Origin of the sequence: Vibrio sp. 14G-20, assembly GCF_026241515.1 — a bacterium.
Lineage (GTDB): Bacteria > Pseudomonadota > Gammaproteobacteria > Enterobacterales > Vibrionaceae > Vibrio.
Window position 1 is genome coordinate 22013 of record NZ_JAPHPW010000008.1, and the last position, 22263, is coordinate 44275.

The 22263-nt window shown below is 44.4% G+C and carries 22 protein-coding genes; 10 read left to right on the forward strand and 12 right to left on the reverse strand.

Translation table 11 applies throughout. The features are described from left to right. Window positions 1-64 precede the first annotated feature (64 nt). From OQJ75_RS09010 to OQJ75_RS09020, 3 genes are all read right to left on the reverse strand, one after another. Window positions 65-730, reverse strand: a complete 666-nt coding sequence (locus OQJ75_RS09010; protein ID WP_265972653.1) for a YdcF family protein — start codon at window positions 728-730, stop codon at window positions 65-67. After that, window positions 723-1577 carry an NAD(P)H-binding protein gene (locus tag OQJ75_RS09015; protein WP_265972654.1) on the reverse strand — a complete coding sequence of 285 codons (855 nt, stop codon included), beginning with the start codon at window positions 1575-1577 and terminating at the stop codon, window positions 723-725. Before OQJ75_RS09015 ends, OQJ75_RS09010 begins: the two co-directional genes overlap by 8 nt. Before the next feature lie 114 nt (window positions 1578-1691). Further along, a complete protein-coding gene (locus tag OQJ75_RS09020) occupies window positions 1692-1922 on the reverse strand; it encodes a TIGR02647 family protein (RefSeq protein WP_017630468.1) in 231 nt (76 codons plus the stop codon). 260 nt (window positions 1923-2182) lie between these two features. On the opposite strand from OQJ75_RS09020, the gene OQJ75_RS09025 reads away from it, so the two are divergent. After that, window positions 2183-3487: a hypothetical protein gene (locus tag OQJ75_RS09025; RefSeq protein ID WP_017630467.1), complete on the forward strand. Its 1305-nt coding sequence runs from the start codon at window positions 2183-2185 to the stop codon at window positions 3485-3487. A 362-nt stretch (window positions 3488-3849) separates the two neighbouring features. Continuing rightward, complete coding sequence (gene focA, locus OQJ75_RS09030; RefSeq protein WP_265972657.1) at window positions 3850-4692, forward strand: formate transporter FocA; 843 nt, start codon at window positions 3850-3852, stop codon at window positions 4690-4692. A 344-nt stretch (window positions 4693-5036) separates the two neighbouring features. On the opposite strand, the gene OQJ75_RS09035 is transcribed toward focA, so the two are convergent. Then, window positions 5037-5831 (reverse strand): ABC transporter permease, encoded by a 795-nt coding sequence (locus OQJ75_RS09035; protein ID WP_265972659.1) that lies wholly within the window; start codon window positions 5829-5831, stop codon window positions 5037-5039. A 437-nt stretch (window positions 5832-6268) separates the two neighbouring features. Here OQJ75_RS09035 and torE point away from each other — a divergent pair, with 437 nt between their 5' ends. From torE to torA, 3 genes are read left to right on the forward strand one after another with little or no spacing between them, the layout of a single operon-like run. Then, window positions 6269-6451, forward strand: a complete 183-nt coding sequence (torE, locus tag OQJ75_RS09040; RefSeq protein WP_017060298.1) for a trimethylamine N-oxide reductase system protein TorE — start codon at window positions 6269-6271, stop codon at window positions 6449-6451. Window positions 6452-6501: 50 nt separating this feature from the next. After that, window positions 6502-7683, forward strand: coding sequence for a pentaheme c-type cytochrome TorC (gene torC, locus OQJ75_RS09045; protein ID WP_017060299.1), 1182 nt, complete (start codon window positions 6502-6504; stop codon window positions 7681-7683). A gap of 24 nt (window positions 7684-7707) precedes the next feature. Next, a complete protein-coding gene (gene torA, locus OQJ75_RS09050) occupies window positions 7708-10170 on the forward strand; it encodes a trimethylamine-N-oxide reductase TorA (RefSeq protein WP_265972661.1) in 2463 nt (820 codons plus the stop codon). 291 nt (window positions 10171-10461) lie between these two features. Here the strand turns inward: torA and OQJ75_RS09055 are convergent, their stop codons facing one another. After that, a complete protein-coding gene (locus OQJ75_RS09055; protein WP_265972662.1) occupies window positions 10462-11688 on the reverse strand; it encodes a putative manganese transporter in 1227 nt (408 codons plus the stop codon). Between the two features lie 201 nt (window positions 11689-11889). Here OQJ75_RS09055 and OQJ75_RS09060 point away from each other — a divergent pair, with 201 nt between their 5' ends. Together OQJ75_RS09060 and OQJ75_RS09065 are read left to right on the forward strand one after the other, a co-directional pair. After that, entirely contained in the window at window positions 11890-12795 is a 906-nt protein-coding gene (locus tag OQJ75_RS09060; protein ID WP_017104082.1) for a manganese-dependent inorganic pyrophosphatase, read from the forward strand. A gap of 140 nt (window positions 12796-12935) precedes the next feature. Beyond that, a complete protein-coding gene (locus tag OQJ75_RS09065) occupies window positions 12936-13325 on the forward strand; it encodes a DUF2750 domain-containing protein (protein WP_004734596.1) in 390 nt (129 codons plus the stop codon). A gap of 98 nt (window positions 13326-13423) precedes the next feature. Here OQJ75_RS09065 and OQJ75_RS09070 read toward each other — a convergent pair whose 3' ends face one another. From OQJ75_RS09070 to pspF, 7 genes are all read right to left on the reverse strand, one after another. Then, window positions 13424-14203 carry a DUF2927 domain-containing protein gene (locus tag OQJ75_RS09070; RefSeq protein ID WP_265972672.1) on the reverse strand — a complete coding sequence of 260 codons (780 nt, stop codon included), beginning with the start codon at window positions 14201-14203 and terminating at the stop codon, window positions 13424-13426. A gap of 36 nt (window positions 14204-14239) precedes the next feature. Continuing rightward, window positions 14240-15022, reverse strand: a complete 783-nt coding sequence (locus OQJ75_RS09075) for an ATP-binding cassette domain-containing protein (RefSeq protein ID WP_265972674.1) — start codon at window positions 15020-15022, stop codon at window positions 14240-14242. Next, entirely contained in the window at window positions 15019-16020 is a 1002-nt protein-coding gene (locus tag OQJ75_RS09080) for an oligopeptide/dipeptide ABC transporter ATP-binding protein (RefSeq protein WP_265972675.1), read from the reverse strand. The genes OQJ75_RS09075 and OQJ75_RS09080 overlap by 4 nt, the downstream gene beginning before the upstream one ends. After that, a complete protein-coding gene (sapC, locus tag OQJ75_RS09085) occupies window positions 16020-16907 on the reverse strand; it encodes a putrescine export ABC transporter permease SapC (protein ID WP_265972677.1) in 888 nt (295 codons plus the stop codon). Before sapC ends, OQJ75_RS09080 begins: the two co-directional genes overlap by 1 nt. Continuing rightward, window positions 16894-17856, reverse strand: a complete 963-nt coding sequence (locus OQJ75_RS09090) for an ABC transporter permease (protein ID WP_265972679.1) — start codon at window positions 17854-17856, stop codon at window positions 16894-16896. The genes sapC and OQJ75_RS09090 overlap by 14 nt, the downstream gene beginning before the upstream one ends. Further along, a complete protein-coding gene (gene sapA, locus OQJ75_RS09095; protein WP_265972681.1) occupies window positions 17856-19478 on the reverse strand; it encodes an ABC transporter substrate-binding protein SapA in 1623 nt (540 codons plus the stop codon). Before sapA ends, OQJ75_RS09090 begins: the two co-directional genes overlap by 1 nt. Before the next feature lie 102 nt (window positions 19479-19580). Next, complete coding sequence (gene pspF / locus OQJ75_RS09100; protein WP_265972682.1) at window positions 19581-20603, reverse strand: phage shock protein operon transcriptional activator; 1023 nt, start codon at window positions 20601-20603, stop codon at window positions 19581-19583. Between the two features lie 274 nt (window positions 20604-20877). Here pspF and pspA point away from each other — a divergent pair, with 274 nt between their 5' ends. The 3 genes from pspA to pspC are packed head-to-tail and all read left to right on the forward strand — an operon-like array spanning window position 20878 to window position 22176. Then, window positions 20878-21549: a phage shock protein PspA gene (gene pspA, locus OQJ75_RS09105; protein WP_010440091.1), complete on the forward strand. Its 672-nt coding sequence runs from the start codon at window positions 20878-20880 to the stop codon at window positions 21547-21549. A gap of 14 nt (window positions 21550-21563) precedes the next feature. Then, window positions 21564-21797, forward strand: coding sequence for an envelope stress response membrane protein PspB (gene pspB, locus OQJ75_RS09110; RefSeq protein WP_076654417.1), 234 nt, complete (start codon window positions 21564-21566; stop codon window positions 21795-21797). Beyond that, window positions 21790-22176 (forward strand): envelope stress response membrane protein PspC, encoded by a 387-nt coding sequence (gene pspC / locus OQJ75_RS09115; RefSeq protein ID WP_265972702.1) that lies wholly within the window; start codon window positions 21790-21792, stop codon window positions 22174-22176. The genes pspB and pspC overlap by 8 nt, the downstream gene beginning before the upstream one ends. Window positions 22177-22263 lie beyond the last annotated feature (87 nt).

Here is a 22263-nt window from a genome sequence, read left to right on the forward strand (position 1 = left end):
AGCAATAGAATAAGAAACGGTGGCCAAGTGCCACCGTTTTTGTTTTCTTATCATTCATCGCTATTTATTCGAAACCGAGCTTCTTAATCGTTGAATAGGCGTGATCCACTTCCTCTGAAATCGGCATTTCGATCTGGAAGCCTTGAGCAGGGTAGGACTTGATACGCTCAAAATCGGCCACTAACGCACCTAAAACCATATCCAATGGCAACTCTTCATTAAAGTAATCGACCCAATCTTGCCATTTAGACGTCACGGTGATTTCTGTCGCCGCTTCAGGCCACTGTTTACTGAAGGTCGCGTAAGTACGTTTCTCCATAAAAGGCTTCTGCACTAAGGTCAACCTTTGCGGAGATAACCCTCGCTCCGTGAGTAACTCGTGTGTGAAGCGGACGTTCTCTCCAGTATTGGTTGCGTATTTCTCTATGATAATGTCTGAATCTGGCACACCACAGTCGCGGGCAATAGCAGCGAAGGTTTCCGCTTCTGAGCGTTCAAAGCTGCCTTCGGTAAAGCGCCCAACACCACCAGAAAAAACGATGTATGGCGCAATCTTTTGGTGGTAGAGCTCGGCTGCGTATTCAGCAACACGAGTATCGTTGCTACACAACACAAAAATACAGTCTGAGGGTTCAACCTTGTGACCCATAGACATGAAGTTCCAAAGGGTGTCGATCGCGCGGTGCAGCTTAATATTGGGCTCTTTCTTAGCTATAGATTGTTCAGTCATGCAGTGCGTCCAATGTAGATTCGAATTTAAACGAATAACCTAAGTCGAGAATCTTTTTCGACGAGATCAACTTGTCTGGTGTATCAACAACTGGTGGCAGAGGCTCGCTGCTATTCGCGCTTTTCAGTGCCGCGGCATAAAACTCCGCCTTGCTCACGGTGTTTGGGGTAGTAACATTAACCACTTCATTATGTAGTTGGTTGATAGCGAAGTCGACTGCGCCAATGGCATCATCAAGATGAAGCATGTTGGCCGGAGCTTGAGTGCTCACTTGCTTCAGTTTACTTGCAAACCTTGATGGGTGGCGACTTGGGCCAATCAAGCCACTAAAACGAAGAATGGTGTAATCGATACCTGAATCTATCACCAATTGTTCAGCTTGTAGCATGACGCGTGCATTATCAGAAAATGAAGATGCGTGCTCTTTATCTGAGGTGGAGAGGAGAAGTGAGGCGTCTTGCTCATTTAATACACCGGGTTTAGTCGGATAAACCGTGGTTGAGCTAACCATAATGAGCTTCTTAACGTTCGCCTTCTGACAAGCACTCGTTAGTTGCTGCCAGTAATCGGCATACTCTTGACCTGCACCTTTTCGAAAACCTGGTGGGAAACTGCCTATTACAATCTCGGCATTGTTTTCGAGTAATAGCGAATAGAGTTGTCCGATAGTTTGGTCAGCCTGTGATGCGTTAAAGCTGAATACCTCACAGGGAATACGCTCATTACCGATAGTGTTTGCACCCGCTTGGGTCGTCTTGGTGACGACCACTCGGTTACCATGTCTCTCTAGATGCTCAGATAAAGGCGCGCCTACCCATCCTGCACCGACAATAAATATAGAAGCCATCTGTACCTCCCAACTGCAAAGGACGAATTTACAATAAGCCTAACAAACCTTTGGCCAAAAATGAAAAAACTCCACGGCCGAAGCGAGTGGAGTTTTTACTAGAACAATGAAGCTTTATTTAAGTACGCGAAGTAGTTTGTCTGCGCGCTCTGCCATTTCGATACCTTCATCTGTTAGGTAACCGCCGTCTGGCTGAGTACAAAGGTTCTTTTCGAATAGGCGCTTAACAGCGTCTTGAGTTTCTTGAGCAGCCTCTTGATGAACTTTAATGCCCGTAGCTGCGCTACTTACATCAAATTGAAGAAGGAGGTTTAAATCAGCAATATGTTCAGCGTTGTACTTCATAATTAACCTATATATTCATAACGTTCTCTACTTTCACCTTAGTGCGCATTCACAACTCAGGCAATAGCAAATAAATAGAATTGATAAGTGATACCAAATTGAATGATTAATCGACGTATGATGGGTTTATTTTGGTTAGATTGGGTGATTTGCAGCCACTTAAATTGCGAATGATGTTTATTGCTAAGTGGTTGTAATATATTGTGGGACTAGAAATATATTGCATTCAGCTAATATTGAATAAAAAAGGAAATGCATCAGTGAGAGCGAACAAAGTAGCATTAGTTATTAGTATGCTATTTGCTATCTCAGGTTGTCAAAGCACACCCTCAGAGCAGACAGACGCGAACCAAACCACGAACAACAATGAATCAACCGTAGAGGTCCGTTCTTTCCAGTCTGTCCAAAGCGTTTACTCCGAATGGGAAGTTAAGCTTGAAGACCATGCTCAATTGTCTCTCTATGCACCAGAGAATTACAATGAATTGTTAGACGCATGGGACGATGCTGAAAGCATTTATGCGGACTTACTGAAAGACGAATCTCGCCTGACTAAGAGCTACTCGATTTTTTCCAGCCTCACTTATGCTGAAGCTTTTGATGAAAAAATCGCCTTGATCAAATCGAACTATGATTCGATTTTAGCGCTTAAGAAAAAGGCTGACCGAGTATTAGCCGATTCGATTGTACAAATGGATTACCTTAAGTTTCTTGGCGCAGACACCATGTTTACGTCGAGCTATAAAAGGTTGTATTCAGAATACAGCGAGCTATTCGAGTACGTGTTAGTCGACGAACTGGAAGATGCACAAGAAGCTCAAGTTGAATTCCTCAATAACGCTCGTTTGCTAGAAGTGAAAGTGGCACACAAGAAATACATTGAGCCTTTGAAGGATGAATTAGAGTTCTTAGAAGATGAAGACTTTGATGACGTTGTTCCATTAACGTTTGCTAAGGCCGCTGCTCAAATCGCGCTGGCAGAAAACCAAGTGAAAGCAAGCCCACGTGAAAAGTCGATCATTCAAGGTGCGGTTCAAGCGGCCGAGTTTGAATTGAACCACGTGCGCAGCGTCGCTCATGAAGTGAAAGTGCTGGCGAGCGTGAAAGGGGACAAGTTTGAGCAGTCGGTATTGAACGCTGAGAACCAGTTGCTGAGCATTTCACAAGTGGTGAATGATGAAGATTACCGTGACGTTGTGCTGCGTATTCAATCTCAAAAGATTGTAGAGAGTGTCAAAGCGTTAAAAAGCTCAGACATGACCTCTTTATTAAAGTCAGAGATCGAAACGTTGACTGAGCAATTAGCTAAGCTTGAAAGTGAAAACCAGCAACAAGCACAGCAATTGTCTGAAGCGACCAAACACAATCAGCTATTGGATGAGCAGGTGACTAAGAGTGATGCTCATATAAAAAGCTTGGAAGAGTTGGTGGATAGCTTGAAAAGCTTAGGTGGTAAGGTAGCGAATGAAAGCGATTCCGACCTTACGCCAACTAACGTTGAATCTAACCTCGAAGATGCGGCTTTAGATCAATCATCAGAAGAAGTGATTGAACCTTCGGTTTAGCATCACTAATTTCTTTATTTGTGATTGAGTTAAAAGCGCCTAAGGGCGCTTTTTTACGTTCTGTTGATCTATGTCAAAATCTAGAAATAAAAGCGCTCAGTTAGCCGTTATAGTGTACGTTATTCTTTTGGTTTTAACGTAACTTGTTGATATTTATGGGTGTGTTGTTTTCTAAACTGATAACTAATCATTCAGCGGGGTTTTATTTTTACTACTAAAGTCTTATGAATTTAGAATGACTCGGACTATTTGCTTTCAACAAGGCTGTGATAGGTATTTTTAGCTTAAAATAGCTCTTGAATTCAGAAATGAAAGAGAGGATTATCGCGCTCCCGACGACATGTTTCAAAATGTAAATCATCATGAATCTAAACCAATTTGACTCATTATTACCGCCACAAATGGCTGAGCGCGCTGCAGATATTGGCGTAGGTAAAGCAACCAAAGATCCAATCAAATCCTTTCTTCTCGCGATTTCAGCGGGCATACATATCGGCATTGCGTTTGTGTTTTACACCATCGTGACGACCGGTGCTGGTGATTTACCGTGGGGCATTACTCGCTTACTCGGTGGCTTGGCATTTAGCTTAGGCTTGATCCTTGTGGTGGTTACTGGCGGCGAGCTGTTTACAAGTTCGGTATTAACTTTGGTGGCACGCGCAAGTGGCAAGATCACTTGGCGCACCCTGGTTAAGAACTGGGCGACAGTTTATGTAGGTAACTTGATCGGCGCGTTGCTGCTGGTGGCTTGTATGTTACTGACCAAACAGTACATGTTCGACCACGGCCAAGTGGGTTTGAATGCAATGGCGATCTCCCAACATAAGATGCACCACGATTTTATCCAAGCTATCGCATTAGGCATCATGTGTAATGTATTGGTTTGTATTGCAGTATGGATGACGTTTAGTGGACGTACACTGACTGACAAAATTGTGGTAATGATTCTACCTGTTGCGATGTTCGTATCAGCGGGTTTTGAGCACTGTATTGCGAACATGTTCCAAGTGCCTTTAGCTATCGGCATCAAAACATTTGCTCCAGCTGAATTTTGGACAATGACAGGCGCTAATCCAGCGGACTATGTTGATCTGAACATGATGGACTTTCTGATGAACAACTTGCTGCCCGTTACCATCGGTAACATTATTGGCGGCGGTATCTTTGTTGGCATGTGGTACTGGTTGATCTACCTACGTGACTAATAAAGGTTGTGCTACCGACAGAGGTGGTGTGATTAACTCAGTTGACGAGATGAGTTAAAGCCCAGTGAAAACACTGAACTGACTTATGACATTTACAAGACGGTCTGCATTGCAGGCCGTTTCTTATTTGTGGAAAACCTACTCCGTCATCTCTCTAATAATCATCTAAACGCTCAACATCATGTGTTTATATGTCTTTGAAATCACCCAAAGATCACAGGTAATGATCATTCCTTGGGTTTAAATGGACAAAAAAGGATCTATATTGATTTGGTTATCCACAGTTTCTGTGGATAACCTGTCTCAAATTCAGTGAGTAACCAGATCTAAGTGGATTAGGAAGGCTATTTCGAAGGCTGTATTTGCGCGAGAACTCGTCCTTCTTTGGTCAGACATGCCTTCAATGAGAGCTGAAGTGCAAGTGCTAATGAGCAGCTCATCATCACGAAAATCGCCAGCATGATCATTAGTTGATACTTAATCGCGATCATCGGCGAAGCACCCCCTAAGATTTGCCCCGTCATCATTCCCGGCAGTGTCACTAAGCCGGTGGTTGCCATGGAGGCCATAATGGGAGACATCGCTTTCTGTATCGCATTACGTACAAAAGGCGCAGCAGCGTACTTAGGAGACGCGCCTAACGCGATTGCCGCTTCATATTCTGATTTTTGTGTTTCAAAAGCACCAAACAGGTTCTGCAATGCAACTATGTTGCTGCTTAAGCTATTACCCAACAGCATCCCCGCAATAGGGATTAAGTACTGCGCATTGAAGAGTGGGGTAGGCTTGATAATAAAGAAGCAAATAAATAAGACGATTGGCACACAAGTTACAGCAAGACTAAACGCCACCGGTGCTAATAGCAGTTGTTTCGAAAGCCTAGATTTTTCAACAATCGAGCTTGCGCCGACGATAATCATTGCAAATAACCACAGCAAATTGACCCACAAACTATTCAAGTTGAACAAATATTCTAGGTAAACTCCAACCAGAAACAGCTGAATAATCATACGAATTATGCTGATAGAAGCCTCTTTTCCAAGGCCGAGTTTTAACTTGTGGTTGATGGTAATAGGTAGCAAGAGAAGTGAGCTGAAGAACAATAACTGCCACCAAGATATATCAATAACGTCTTGCATAATGCTTCCTTTTAAGTAGGTCCTCATCATATCTGAAAGTGCCAAATGATGCATTTCAGCTTCTCAGCCGCTTCTTTAAAAAACACTCAATAAATTAACAATCAAATCACAAAATATTGGTTGTTTGAGGCTTTTTTAGCTACTACTTAGTAGGTAAAACGTTAAAATTGGTTACAATGTAGTTATGTAAGTGTTGGAGTTTAACATTTGTGAAATATACTTAATTCTTCACATTTGTTAATACTTTTTAATAACTTTGTTTAACTAAAAACAAGTTTGGATGAGCTCAAAAAAGTATTGATTAGCAAGGGTTATAACGGGTGATTTGATTGAACCCTACTTTGGGTATGGTCTAAAATTTGTCGTTAGATACTTAAGAACTTTAGCCCCATAGAATGGGTTACTCGAAATTACTAAATACAAAATAGGCAAAATGTATGAGTGATGTTAATAAAATTGAAACTAGCGAAAAACATTCGTTGGAGTGGAAGTCTTTCCTCTTCATCGCGGTGGTTCTCTTCCCAATATTAAGTGTGGCTTTTGTAGGCGGCTACGGCTTCCTAGTTTGGGCACTGCAAGTGTTTGTATTCGGACCTCCTGGTGCTCACGGCGGCATGTAATGCCCTCTAGTAACAACATTTTTTAAAATCAATATTTAAGAGAGCTAAACATGAAATCATTTTTAGTTAAATTATGGCGCACAATGACTCGCCCAGCAGTACACATCAGTCTTGGTGTACTAACAATGGGTGGCTTTATCGCCGGTGTTATTTTCTGGGGCGGTTTTAACACAGCTCTAGAGCACACAAATACAGAAGAGTTCTGTGTAAGCTGTCACACCATGCGTGACAACGTATACGTAGAACTACAAGAGACGGTTCACTGGAAAAACACTTCTGGTGTACGTGCTACTTGTCCTGACTGTCACGTTCCACATGAATGGACAGCAAAAATCGCTCGTAAGATGCAAGCATCTAAAGAAGTATTCGCTCAAGTGTTTGGTGACTTAGATACGCCTGAGAAATTCGAAGCTCGTCGTATCGAACTGGCTAAACACGAATGGGATCGTTTCTCTTCGAACAAATCTCTAGAGTGTAAAAACTGCCACAACTACGATTCAATGGATTTCGAAAACATGCGCCCAACAGCGCGTATCCAGATGAAGAACGCGGCAGAGCGTGATCAAAGCTGTGTTGACTGTCACAAAGGTATTGCTCACAACCTTCCATTAGACATGGCATCAGCAAGCGGTATTGTTGGCGAGCTAGAAAACGTAGCAAGCAGCACATCTTACGCAAATGGTTCAGACGTGATCTCTATTCGTCACCTACCAATGTACACAGATGAAACAGCTGAAGTTGAAGCGGGTCTATTAAGCCCTGCAAGTAAAGTTGCTGTGATCGACGAAAAAGGCGACATGATCAAGATTCAAATCGACGGTTGGCGTAAAGCGAAAGGCTTCGGACGTGTAATCCAAGAAGACTTCGGTATGAACATCTCGACTGCAATTTTGACGAAAGAAGTATCTCAAAGTGACGTAATCACTGTTGGTGAGAAGAAAGAAGATGAGCTAACTGGCCTTCCTTGGGAAGAAGTTAACCTAGCACTTTGGATGAAGAAAGAGTCTATGGTTGATAACTTCGATCCAATCTGGAACGCAGCTGGTCAAGCGTACCAATCTAACTGTTCAACGTGTCACTCACAGCCAGACGAAGCTCACTTCAGCGCTAACGGTTGGGTAGGCATGCTAGATGGTATGATTGCGTTCGTTAACTTCGATACAGATACAGAAGCACTTGTTCTTAAGTATCTACAGAAGCACTCATCAGATTTTTCTGAAGGCCATCACTAATAAGACGTCAATTGGAGTAACACAATGGCAATTACAAGAAGAAGTTTTCTGAAAGGTGTCGCGACGACAAGTGCGGCATCGGTTATCGGTCCAAGCTTATTGGCGTCGGCTTCAGCATCTGCTGCAGAAACAGACGGCGTGTGGAAAGTCTCTGGTTCTCACTGGGGTGCATTCCGAGCTCGCGTTTACGCGGGTAAAGTACAAGAAATTAAACCTCTAGAAATCGATCAGCACCCAACAGAGATGCTGAAAGGTATTAAAGGTATTATCTACAGCCCATCACGTGTGCGTTACCCAATGGTTCGCCTAGATTGGTTGAAGAAGCATAAGTACAGCGCAGACACGCGTGGTAACAACCGCTTTATTCGTGTGACTTGGGACGAGGCACTAGACCTTGTTTACCGCGAGCTAGAGCGCGTACAGAAAGATTACGGTCCATGGGCGCTTCACACAGGTCAAACTGGTTGGAGACAAACAGGTCAGTTCCACAGCTGTACTAACCACATGCAACGTGCAATGGCACTTCACGGTTACTCTGTGAAGAAAATCGGTGACTACTCAACAGGTGCTGGTCAAACGATCATGCCTTACGTGCTAGGTTCTACTGAAGTTTACGCACAAGGTACATCTTGGGAACTTATCCTAGAAAACAGTGACAACATTGTTCTTTGGGGTAACGATCCAGTTAAAAACCTTCAAGTAGGTTGGACATGTGAGACTCACGAGTCGTTCGCATACCTAGAACAGCTGAAAGAAAAAGTTGCTAAGAAAGAGATCAACGTTGTTTCTGTTGACCCTGTTAAAAACAAAACAGGTCGTTATCTAGAAAACGAGCAAATGTACATCAACCCGCAAACAGATGTGGCGTTCATGCTTGGTGTTGCTCACGTTCTTTACAACGAAGGCCTATACGACAAGAAGTTCATCGAAACTTACTGTCTAGGTTTTGAAGATTTCATCAAGTACGTTCAAGGTGAAACGAAAGACAAAGTTGAGAAGACACCAGAATGGGCTTCAGCTATCTGCGGCGCAAGCGCGGACTCTATCCGTGACTTCGCTAAGATGCTGGTTAACGGTCGTACACAGATTCTTGTAGGTTGGAGTATCCAACGTCAGGAGCACGGTGAACAGCCTTACTGGATGTGTGCAGTTATTGCAGCAATGGTTGGCCAAATTGGTCTACCTGGCGGTGGTATCTCTTACGGTCACCACTACTCTGGTATCGGTGTATCTTCAACTGGCTTCGCTGCTCCGGGTTCATTCCCGCTGAACATCGACCAAGGTCAATCGCCTAAGCACACTAACACTGATTACAACGGTTACAGCCGCGTAATCCCTGTTGCTCGTTGGGTAGATAGCCTGCTAGAGCCTGGCAAGAAGATCAAAGCAAACGGCGCAACAGTGACACTGCCTGACATCAAGATGATGGTATTCAGTGGTAACAACCCGTGGCACCACCACCAAGATCGCAACAAGATGCGTAAAGCATTCAAGAGCCTACAAACTGTAGTGGCTGTTGATTTCGCTTGGACTGCAACTTGTCGTCACTCTGACATCGTGCTTCCAGCATGTACTCAGTGGGAACGTAACGATATCGATGGTTACGGCGCATACTCTGGCCGTGGTTTGATCGCGATGCACAAATTAGTGGATCCTCTGTTCCAGTCTAAGACTGACTTCGAGATCATGTCTAGCCTGACTAAGCGTTGGGGTCGTTACGACGATTACACGCGTGGTATGGACGAAATGCAGTGGGTTAAATCTCTGTACGACGAATGTCGCGCTTCAAACGAAGGCAGCTTTGAAATGCCTGAGTTCGCTGAGTTCTGGGAAAAAGGTTTCCTAGACTTCGGTAAAGGTAAGCCATGGACTCGTCACGCTTCATTCCGTGAAGATCCAGAGATCAACGCACTAGGTACACCTTCTGGTTTCATCGAAATCACAAGCCGTACAGTTGGCAACATGGGTTACGAGCACTGTCAAGAACACCCAATGTGGTTCGAGAAATCTGAACGTTCACACGGTGGTCCAGGTTCTGACAAACACCCGTACTGGCTACAATCTTGTCACCCAGACAAGCGTCTTCACTCACAGATGTGTGAATCTGAAGAGTGGCGTGCGACTTACGCGGTACAAGGCCGTGAGCCAATCTACATCAACCCAACGGATGCTAAGAAGAAAGGCATCAAAGACGGCGATGTAGTCCGTGTATTCAACGATCGTGGTCAACTACTAGCAGGTGCTGTTCTAATGGATAGCTATGCTCCTGGTGTTGTTCGTATCGAAGAAGGTGCTTGGTACGGTCCGATCAACGAGAAAGTGGGCGCGCTAGATACATACGGCGATCCAAACACACTAACTCAAGACATCGGTTCATCTGAGCTAGCTCAAGCGACCTCAGCAAACACATGTTTGGTTGATTTCGAGAAGTTCCAAGGCAAACTGCCTCCAGTAACTTCATTCGGTGGTCCAATCGAAGTTTCTTAAGCATATCGCTTAAAAGCTAAGATTAAAGTTTGAATTAAGGCCCCTGTAAGCACTCTTACAGGGGTTTTTTGTATTTTGGATGTCTGTGTTGGTGTTTCTAAATAAGCATTGTAACAGGGCTAATAGAGGGCGTTTTGAGACAGGCTGTAACGTGCTGTTTGAGAGAGGTGGTAGAAGCAATGAAGCCGGAAGGGAATGTATAAAACCTATGGTAAGACTGTAGGTTGAAATAAAAAAGGCCGATACAAAGTACCGACCTTACAGAAGCCTATGGAGTTAACTCTACTCAAGTTAGATCTCAAATATAAACCAGTAGCTATAAGCACAGATTAGTGCGGGGACACTTGAATATAAGGTCGCGACCAGTGCTGCTTTCGGTGCCATCGCAATCGCAGGAAATAGTGCGTCACCATCATTTGAAATTGCGTTACCTACCTGAGCCGAAAGTGGCAGTGCGCCTGAAAGGTATAAGCTAGTGACCAATAATTGTGGACCACAGCCAGGTAGCAAACCCATCAACACGCCCGCCAGGGGGAGCATGATCCCCCAACTTGAGAATAGCGTCGCAAAATCCACATTTGCTAGCACAGAGCCAAATTCGAAGAAAAGAAAGGCAACCACAACCCAAGCGGTAACAAAGTTTGTATCTTGAGCGGTCTTTTGCAATGGGTGAGAGCCTACACACTTTTCATCTTCACTTACGGCCGATTTGTAATCTTCAATTTCCCGAGTGAGGCCCCATAGAAACATTGAGCTAATCAGTAAAATTGTTCCCGCCCATTCCATCGACATTTCAGGTAACGCAAGCAACTCGTTTACGTCGACTTGAAAAGAGCCAAGTAGGGCTACCGCAGCACCGGGAATAATAAGTACAGACCATAAGTAGCCCTGTAGGTTAATCGCCTTTTTAGAAACAGCTTCTTTGTCTTCCTCTTGAGATTGAGATTGTGATGAGCAGCTACGCGCAGCTTCATTTTTCTCTGACTGTTTTGGACGTAAGAAGTCATCAGCGTGAAATAGGTTGATGATGCGACCTGATGCTGTGCCGACAATGACGCCCATTGCCATCATGGCTAAGCCTGTTTTAGGTTCGCTCGCAATCAACAAGAAGGCTGCGTCACCCATGGTGGAGACCAGTACAGCAACGACGGCTCCAAATCCCAGCTTCCCGGAAATAAATTGTGTGGTAACGACTATCGCACCACCACAACCGGGCAATGCCCCCATCAGCGCAGCAAACACCACTTGGTTAGACCGAGACTGATGCACGAGCTTATTGAAGACGTTGTCTTTGTTGATGTACAAGCTTAACCAGTGGTAAATGGCTAACGTTAAAGCGACATAACAAGACACCGCCCAGAATGCGTCTGACAAGGTCGTTACCGTCAGCTCTCGTGTAGCAGGGGCTGCAACCAATGCTGCAAGTGAAATCGGCAATAGCAAGCGCTTAAAAGACAATGAAAACTGAGTTGTTTTCGCGGCGCTACTGCTTGGCAAAAAAGAGATTAGTCGATCCATAGGTGTTACTCAAAATTAGTGGCTTGAGATAAATATATACGAATGATAATAATTATCAATTGCATTTGTTGTTTTTTTATCTATTGTTACCATTGGCTAAACCTAGGAAACATGACCAATCTAAAAAAATGAGGTAAAGTATGGCTAATAAAGAGAGGCTCTAAAGGTAGAGTCATAATTGTTAGTGTAATAGGAAGAAACATGATTTTAGTTGTTGGTCACAAAAACCCTGATAGTGACAGTATTTGTAGTGCGTTAGTTGCAACGGAGCTTCTTAAAGCTCGTGGCGAGGAAGCGACACCAATTCGCCAAGGCGAGATCAACCGCGAAACTCAACACATTCTTGAAGTCGCTGGTGCTGAAAAGCCAGAGCTTCGTACTTCTGTTGCTGGTGAGAAAATCTGGCTAGTAGACTACTCAGATCTAGCACAAGCACCAGACGATGTTGCTGAAGCAGAGATCGTAGGCATTGTCGATCACCACCGTCTAGGTGACGTGATGACAGTTAACCCTATGGAAGCTTGGATCTGGCCTGTTGGTTGTACAAACACTGTGCTTTTCAACATGTTTAAGATTGAAGGTCACGCTATATCTCAACAGATCGCTAAACTGATGATGTCTGCAATTCTTTCAGACACAGTTGGTTTTGCTTCTCCAACATGTACTCAAAAAGACAAAGACGCTGTTGCTGAACTTGCTGAAATCGCTGGCGTAACAGACGTTGATGCTTTCATCAAAGCACTTCTAATTGCTAAAACAAACATCGAAGGCCTATCTGCTGCACAGCTAGTAGAAAAAGACCTTAAAGGCTACCCATTCAACGGTCGCGATGTTGTTGTTGGTCAAGTTGAGCTTGCGACTCTTGAGCAAGTAGACGGCATGATCGAAGCGCTAGAAGCTGATCTTGAAGCACGTTGTGAGAAAGATGGTCTAGCGTTTGCTGCGGTAATGCTGACAGATATCACTACAGCTCAAACTCGTCTTCTATACAAAGGTGAGTGGGCTGATAAGCTGGTTAAATTCGAGAAAGACGGTGTATTGATGATGGAAAATACATTGAGCCGTAAGAAGCAAGGTTGGCCTTGGCTTCAAGGCGAGCTTGTTTAACCAAGTCGCTTAATTATAAACGCCTGCTAATTTAGCAGGCGTTTTTCTTTGAAGTAGACTTTCTTCTCAATAGAAATATTTGAAGTTAATGCTACTCAGCATAAAATGAACAAAGTTACTGACTAACGTAGGAAATTAAGATGACTACACAGCTAGACGATAAAAAAATCGCTGAAATTAATAAGTATACGGGTGAGCAACGCCTGAAATACTGTGTGAAAGAAATCGTAGCAAACCGTGAAGTATGGATCTTAACCGATGAGCACGGTTGTGTGATGCTGAACACAGAAGATGAAGACTGCGTTCCAGTATGGCCAAACCAAGAGTTCGCAGAATCATGGGCAACGGGTGATTGGTCTGAGTGTAAAGCTGAGTCTATTTCGTTGAACAAATGGCACAGTCGCTGGACGAACGGTCTAGAAGACGACGAACTTGCTGTTGTAGTATTCCCGAACGAGCAAGAAGAAGGCGTTATCTTGTTCCCGGATGAGTTCGACTTCGAATTGAAAAAGCAGGCTGCTAAGCGCTAGTTCTTTCGTAATACAGTAACATCGTAAGTCAGCGTTGCCTTTCTTAGGCAGCGCTATTATTCAATTATCCCATCTAAGTTGCTTCCCACGCCTTTTCGTCAATACCCAATCAACTGGTACAAAGGCGCTTGCTGTGCGGCTTTAGAAGCTTGTTGAAGCACACCTGTTTTGCTGTATCTCTTGAGTATCTTTCGAACGATAGGTTTTACTTCAGATTTTGTCATTCTAGCTTTCAATTCTGGTTCATACAGCAGTTGCAGTAGCACTACGTCTAAGGGCGATAATAAGTCTTCTGGCGTGTGGTCGTTGAAAATAGAAGGGTAGGCTTTATCTGAATCATTTGGCAGACCTAGAACCTGTGTGATCTCTTCCACGATGCAGGCGACTAGCTTACCTCGCGATCTGGCCTGATCAACGGGAATTACAATCCCGGCGTATACAATCTCACCTTTAGAATTGGTTCGATAACCTGCCGTGCAGATGGCGCCATTTAAATGCTGAGTTGATTTGAGTTTGAGCACTGATTTCGCCTCAGATACCCACTGACTTTGCCTTGTGTATATCCATTTAACGTTCGCTTCGGACTCTTTATTGACGATTGTTATTGGGTGTTGGGTGACTTCAGATAAGTGTTGGATATGAAGCTCTGTGAGCTCTTGATGCAGTTCCTCGTCGCCAACTCGATGATCGATCCAAATCTTGATAGGTTGTTTCCACTTGGCGAGCGGTTTGCTGCCTTGGGAGTATTCGTGTTGAAGCGCGACGTTATAAAAGGCAGTTTCGACGAAGCTTCTATCTAGCCATGTGAGCGGTGTGCTTATCGCGTTAAAGGACAACAGCACCAACAAGAGGGGAAGCATTGAAGCTGTTCGATACATACTTTTCCCCTCAGTTGAATGTCGCGTGATTCCAGATTAGTGGTTGGGTGCTTTGGAGAAATGGCTCTCAACTAATCTTTGGGTGATTTGGTGAGTTGGATTGGTCAGTACTTGATCCGTTTCCCCACTCTCAACCACATTGCCTTCGTGCATGACGATGATCTTGTCGGTAATGTGCTTAACAATACCGAGGTGTTGAGATACATAAACAAATGATACGCCCATCTCTTCTTGCAGTTCTAAGAACAGGTTGATGATCTGAGAACGCATCGCCATGTCTAAACCATTCAACGCTTCGTCTGCAACAATGATAGAAGGTTGAAGGATTAAGGCGCGCGCCAAACATACCCTTTGTTTTTGACCTGCGGCCAGCATTTGCGGGTAAAAGTAAGCGTGCTCTGGTAAGAGTCCAACACGCAACAAAGTTTCCTTCACACGCTTCATACGGGCTTCTGGAGGCATGCCCGTGTTTCGCTTTAAAGGGCCTTCAAGGATTCGACCGATCTGTATGCGCGGATTAAGCGATGTGTTGGGATCTTGGAAGATCATACGAATCAGTTTACAGCGCGTTGAATAGTCTTTGTGCTCTAGCCTTTCACCGTTAACACGAATCTCGCCTGAGGTTGGTTCAACCATACCAGCAAGCATTCGTGCTAATGTCGATTTCCCGGAGCCATTTTGGCCGATAAAACCAATAGTTTGACCGGCTTCCAGACTAAAGCTCACAGGTTTCACTGCCTGATGGATCTTCTTACGGAAAAGACCAGAGCGTGTCGTAAAGTCTTTTGATAACTCGCTGACTTCTAATAATGCACTCATGATTTCTTTTTCTTCTCCATATTGAGAGGGAAGTGACAATTAAATTTGTGGCTTTTAATACGTTTGGTATGAGGGATCTCAACACACTGTCTTTGTGCGTAAGGACAGCGTGGCCCTAATCGGCAACCAATCGGTAGATGCTGCAATGGAGGGATTGACCCTGGCAGCGACTGCAATTTTTCTTTGTGTGGAATCCAATCGTTGAAGTCTGGCATCGCTTTGAGCAGCGCGACGGTATAGGGGTGCTTTGGCACATCCAACAGTTTGGCTGTATCCGCTGATTCTACTGACTGGCCACAATACATCACGGTGATTCGTGTTGCCCATTGAGTAATGGTCGTTAAATCGTGTCCGATGAGGAGAATCGTCGTGTTGTGAAGTTGATTCATCCGACTCAGCAGGCGCAAAATCTGTGATTGTGTAATTGGATCGAGATCGTTTGTCGGCTCATCGGCAATCAAGATCTTGGGTTTGGCTGCAATCGCCATCGCAATCATGACTTTTTGACATTCACCGTCAGTCAGCTCATACGAATAGCTGTCCATAAGGCGAGAGTGATCTTTAATGCCGACTTTATGGAGTAGAGCAACAGCCTGCTTCTTACGCCATTTGAATCGTTGCCACCATCGACCTTCGAAGGAATATGAAGGAATCGATTCAATAAGTTGATGACCCACTTTTTCAGAGGGATCAAGACAGGAGGATGGTTCTTGGAAGATCATCGCGATATCGCGGGCAATCACTCGGCGCCTTTCTTTCGGCGTTAGTTGCAGTAGGTCGATATTGCCTAAGCGCATTCGGTCTGCAGAAACCTTCCAGTTTTCTTTACAAACCCCGACGATCGCTTTCGCGACCAAGCTCTTACCAGAGCCTGATTCACCTACTAAGCCACGAATTTCCCCTTCATTTAGGGTAATACTCATTCGGTCAACGGCTTTAACCATCCCTTGCGGGGTTTCAATTTCGATGGTTAGGTGTCGAATATCAAGTAACGGCATTATTCGATTCCTGCATTTAGCGCTTGGCGAACACCTTCACCCACGAGGTTAACAACGATAACGGTAAACATAATAGCTAAGCCGGGTAGGGTTACTGTCCATGGCGCTAGATAAATCAGCTCTACTGAGTCACCCAAGATTGAGCCCCATTCTGTACTTGGTGCTTGAGCGCCAAGTCCCAAGAAACCCAAGGCCGTGATATCAAGAATGGCGACTGACAGTGCCAGTGTAACTTCAAGTGCGACCACGGTAAGAATGTTTGGAAGGATAGAGTTCCATAGTAGGTAAAAATCGTTCGCACCATCAAGGCGAGAAGCTAGAATATAGTCTTTTTCTACTTCAGCATGTACGGCAATATATACCGAGCGAATAAAGCGCGGAATTAATGCCAGGCACAAGGCAAGCAAGATATTAAACTCACCAAAGCCTAGGAACGCCACGAAGATAATCGCCAGCAGAAGAGATGGAATCGACATAACCGTATCAAGCAGGTGGTTTAGCGTACTTGATAACAACCCACGAGTCATACCCGCTAGAACGCCAATCAGGCAGCCTATGACCGCTGCGATGAAGGTAATTATAACCGCTGCACCAAAGGTCAGCTGTGAACCAATGATCAGACGAGAAAGAATGTCTCGACCCAAGTCATCAGTACCAAGGAAATATTCAACCGTGCCAGCAGGGTCCCAAGAAGGCGGCGTTAACAGATGCCCCGTTTGCTCTTGAGAATCGTGCGGCGCTAGCCACGGTGAAGTGACGGTAACCAGAATGATAAGTACCAAACACCACAAGCCAAACATGGCTAGGTTGTTGGCACGGAAGCTTCGCCAGAAACGTTCGAACTGGGTTGGAACTTGCTCTTCCTGGTAGACGTTATTTGTTAGCATACCATTCCTTCCTTACCAGTGGATTGACCATCGCGCCCAGTAGATCGGACAGAATATTCGCAGTCAAAACCAGTGTCGCAACTACAATCACACCTGCTTGAATTGATACGTAATCTTGATTCGATAAGGCATCCAATAACCAGCGGCCTATGCCCGGCCAGTTAAAGATAGACTCGGTAATAATAGCAAGTGTTAACATACTCGATAACTGAACACCGACTTTAGGAATAATCGGTGGAATCGCATTTCTTAATACGTGTTGAGTGACGATCTCTCTGGTTGAAAGACCTTTTATACGCGCAGCACGGATGTAGTTTTGTGTCATCACTTCTGCAACCGATGCACGCATGAGTCGGATAACCTGAGTGGTTGGAGCGAGAGCTAAAACAAGACAAGGCAGTGCCATGTGCTCGATAACGCTTTGCAATGCGTGTGTTCGGTAGCGACCTTCAGCAAAAAAAGCATCAATCATAGCGAATCCGGTCACGTGTTCAATCTCGTAAAGTAGGTCGTATCGGCCACCAACCGGGAACATTTCAAAGTGCAGCGAAAACACCATGATCATCAACAGTGCGACCCAAAATATAGGTGCCGAGTAGCCCGCCATTGAGGTGAACGATATTGTGGTATCAACAAATTTACCTTGTCTCATACCTGCGATGGTACCGAAAGGAATACCAATAAAGAGTGCCAGCACAAAGGCGAAGAAGCACAGTTCCAGGGTCGCAGGGAACACCACAACCAATTCATCAATAATGGGCACACCGTGTTTACTCAAACCGAAGTTGAGCGTTGACAACTCAGTGACATAGCTAATCCATCCTGGCCAGAAATCTTGAATTGCCCACGGCGACGTTTGGTCGAGTCGAAGTAGCGAAAAGCCAACTAGCGTTAAAATCGCTAAGGTAATAACAAATAAGTTTACACGCCTTAATGTATACCAAAACATCACCGCACCTCTCTTCTGACTTGATCAAAAGGTTGCGCATTGAATGGGCTCTGTTTAAAGCCTGTTAGCGAGCTATCATGTACGCGGAATTGCACGCCATGCGCCAGAGGAATCACAGGAACTTCTTCATTGAGAATGTTTTGCGCTTGTCGATACAAGTTCACACGGTGCCTTTGTTGATTGATCTCTAATGCTAAGTCGAGAAGGAAATCAAAGTCTGAATTACACCACATCGAGACGTTTAACCCTGCACGCTCAGAGTTGCATGAGAGCAGCGGGCGTAAGAAGTTGTCTGGATCACCTGTATTGCCTATCCAGCCTGTAAGCAACAAGTCCGTTGAGGAAATAGAGGACAATTGTGTGCGGTCAAATCGGTCGTCGGTATAGAGTTTCAATTCAATACCAATATCGGCCAGGTTTGCTTGGATAAGTTCTGCCGTTTTTCGTGGACTTGGGTTATATGCGCGTGGCTCTAATGGCACCCACATTGAAAGCTCTAACCCAGGTTCAACACCAGCTTCTTTGAGAAGCGCAATTGCGTAGTTCCGGTCGTAGCGAACTTGAACGCTGTCTTTTTGATGAGCCCAAGAAGTAGGAGGAAGCAAGGTGTAGGCTTTGGTTCCTGTACCGTAATACACAGAATCAAGAATGTTCTGACGATTGATGGCTAAGTTGAGCGCTTTACGCACTCGAGCGTCACGGAGTGCAGGGTGCTCAGTATTCAGCGCAATGAAAGAGACATTAACCGCCGGTGTGGTGGAAATCTTCAACTCTTCATGAGCCTGAATAATAGGAATTTGGCTAGAAATCGGTGAGTTGAGCACGTCACACTCACTACGTAGAAGCTTGGCGAGTGTGCCTGTTCCACGTTGTGAAATATCGAACACAACTTGGTCCATTTGAACTTCATCCTTCCAGTAGTGCTTGTTCTTTTTCAAGCGCACTAGATCGTTGATTTGGTATTCATCTAAGTAGAAAGGGCCAGTGCCGACTGGGTTGGAATCGATTCGATTTTTCTCATCCGCAGCAATGAGCTTGTTGGCATACTCTTTAGAATGAATGACCGCATAGCTGGTGGCGATATTATTGAGAAATGAATTGTCTGGGCGACTTAATTGGAATTTCACTGTTAAGTCGTCAACTGCAGTGATAGCGACAATCAGGTTTTTGAAGTCGATTCCGGCAAACCACGGATATAGACCACCGCCCACATAATGAAAGGGGTTTGAACTATCAATAACACGTTCAAAGCTAAACACTACATCTTGTGCATTCATGCTACGAGTTGGGGTGAACCAGTCTGTAGTTTGGAACGCAACATTTGGGCGCAGTTCGAACGTGTACTCTGTACCTAACTTATCAACAGACCAACTTGTCGCCAAGTTCTGTTTTGGTCGGTACGTCATCGGATCAAGAGTGAGCAGTGTATCGAAGATTTGTGGGCTCAGTGATTCTGCGGTAATGCCACTATCAACCAGCTGTGGGTTGAACGTACTAGGATTACCTTGGCCGCAATAAATGAAGCCTTTTTCACGGATTTGCTCGTGATTCACACTCTCACCACATCCAGCGAGAAAGCTCAGCGTGCAGATGCTCAGTGATAGTCTTATTAGTGCTTTCATAAAAAGAAATACTTTTCGAAACGAGGCGTTAGAGGAGCCTCAAGATCCGGACAATTTAACATTTTATTTATTCGGCTCCAAATAATAATCAAGCGTGGACAGCTATTTATCGTTAGCTTGTCCGACAATCGCGTACTTCCTCACCATTCCACGTAATTGGTTGTAGGTTAACCCAAGTAATTCTGCGGCTTGTTTCTGGTTATATTTGCTCTGTTTTAAGGCCTGATTGAGTAGCTTGATGTCTTGCTGTTCTTGCCATGCCTTGTAATCAAGCGGTAAAGAAAACGAGCTCTCTGATGAAGTATGGCTGTTAGACGGCTCATTGCCAATTTCTAGCGTCGAATCTCGTTCTGTTTTCCATGCGGGTTTGAATGGGTTAAACACCAAAGATTCAATAGGATACGGATCTTTACCGTGCTGGTAGATCGCGCGCTCAATGACGTTTTTGAGCTCTCGTACATTCCCTGGCCAAGAATAATCTAAAAGCGACTCAACGGCAGAAGGCGCAAAGCCAACAAACAACTCCAATTCCAATTCACGACACATCTTAATCGCGTAGTATTCTGCCAGTAGCGTGATGTCTTCTTTTCGCTCACGCAAAGGAGGGATAGTAATGACGTCAAACGCCAGTCTATCTAATAGGTCTGCTCTGAATTCGCCCTTTAATGCCATGTCTGGCAAGTCGGCATTGGTTGCACACACCAACCGTACATTGGCACTTAGCGCCTTTTGTCCGCCGACACGTTCATATTGCCCGTATTCAATAACGCGCAATAGCTTCTCTTGAACCGCAAGGGGAGTGGTAGCAAGCTCATCCAGAAACAGCGTTCCTCCTTCTGCTCTTTCAAACCGACCTTGATGTCGACCTTTCGAACCCGTAAAGGACCCCGATTCATGACCAAACAGTTCTGAATCAATCAAACCTTCACTAAGGGTTGAGCAGTTCAAGGAGATCAAAGGTTGATCCCAACGTCTTGAAAGGTAATGCAGTCTTTGTGCGATCAGCTCTTTACCTGTGCCACGCTCACCAATGATCAGAATGGGTCTTTCGATTGGTGCGAGTTGGGATACTTTATCTAAAACAGAGAGAAAGCTCGGTGATTCACCAATGAGGTTCTGCTGCATAGCGGGTCCTTGTATGAATTGAACGTTGGAGAAGGTCATGTAAGAGCCGTAGTGGTGAAAAATACCAATACTTGGCTAAATTCATCATAGCATGGTTAGGGTTAATCACCATTTTATTGTAAGTGACTGATAATAAATGGCTTAAAAGTTGGCACGCTACTTGGATTACTTATGGTAGGTTTAACAACAAACGTAAATTTTTGAGCAAGTGGATTGATAAAGTCGCATAACGATTTGAAACGCATTTGCCATCATTGTAATTAAGGAGTTCCTCATGGGTATTTTTTCTCGCTTTGCAGACATTGTAAATTCAAACATCAGTGCACTATTAGATAAGGCTGAAGATCCTGAAAAGATGATCCGCCTGATTATCCAAGAAATGGAAGATACGCTGGTTGAGGTTCGTACTAACTCAGCAAAAGCCATCGCAGACAAGAAAGAGCTAGCACGTAAAGTTGAAGCCATCGAAACTCAGATTCTAGATTGGCAAAACAAAGCGACACTCGCACTGACTAAGCAACGTGAAGATCTGGCTAGAGCGGCGCTGATCGAAAAGCAAAAACTGGAAGACATCATCAAGAGCCTTCACACCGAGCAAACTTTGGTTCATGAAACCATCGAAAAGCTAACCAGTGAGATCGGCAAGCTTGAAACCAAAATTGCAGAAACTCGCGCAAAGCAACAAGCATTAATGATTCGTAATAATGCGGCGAGCAATCGTCGTGATGTTCAAAAACATCTGCATTCAAGCAAAACCAACGAAGCAATGGCGAAGTTTGAGCAATTCTCGCGTAAAGTGGATGAATTAGAAGCTGAAGCGGATGTTTACGCTAAAACGGGTAACGCAAAATCTCTAGACCAAGAGTTTGCCGAACTACAAGCTCAAGATGAAATTGAAAAAGAGCTAGCGAAACTGAAGCAACAAGTTGAAAACCGCGATAAATAATTTAGGAGTTGTCTATGTCAACATTTCTAATTGCAGGTCCACTGATTGTCTTTTTGATCTTCGTGGCACCGCTATGGTTGTTCTTGCATTACCGTAGCAAGAAGAAATCCAGCAATGGTCTTTCAGAAACCGATCTTCAACGTCTGCATAAGCTTTCTGCGCAAGCCGAATCCATGCAAGAGCGAGTGAAAACGCTAGAAAAAATACTGGATGCGGAGTCGCCAAGCTGGAGACGAAACTATGAGTAGAGAACTGTATCGCGACCCAATTAACGGTAAGTTATCTGGAGTGTGCGCAGGGTTAGCGAACTATTTTGGCCTGGAAGTTTGGTTGGTTCGCATCTTGGTTATCTCTGCGGCGCTGCTTGGTGGTAGCTTTCTCGTCCTATTAGCGTATTTAGCTTTAACGTTTATGATTGAAAAACAACCACCTAAGTATGTCGATGAAATGAAAGCCAAGCAAGAGCACACGCTAAAACAAAAGCCTTGGGAAAAAGGGCAAACGGCTGAGTCGCTATTGAACACTTTAGAGGGTGATTTCCAGACGTTAGAGACCAGTGTACGCAACATGGAAGCTTATGTTACTTCTGACACCTTTAAAGTCGATCGTGCATTTAAGAACATGTAGTTTGTTACCCTAAAAATAATAGAGAACGGTTTAGGAAAATTTATCCCAAGCCGTTATTTTTTATTAATAATTTTGTCTAAATAAATA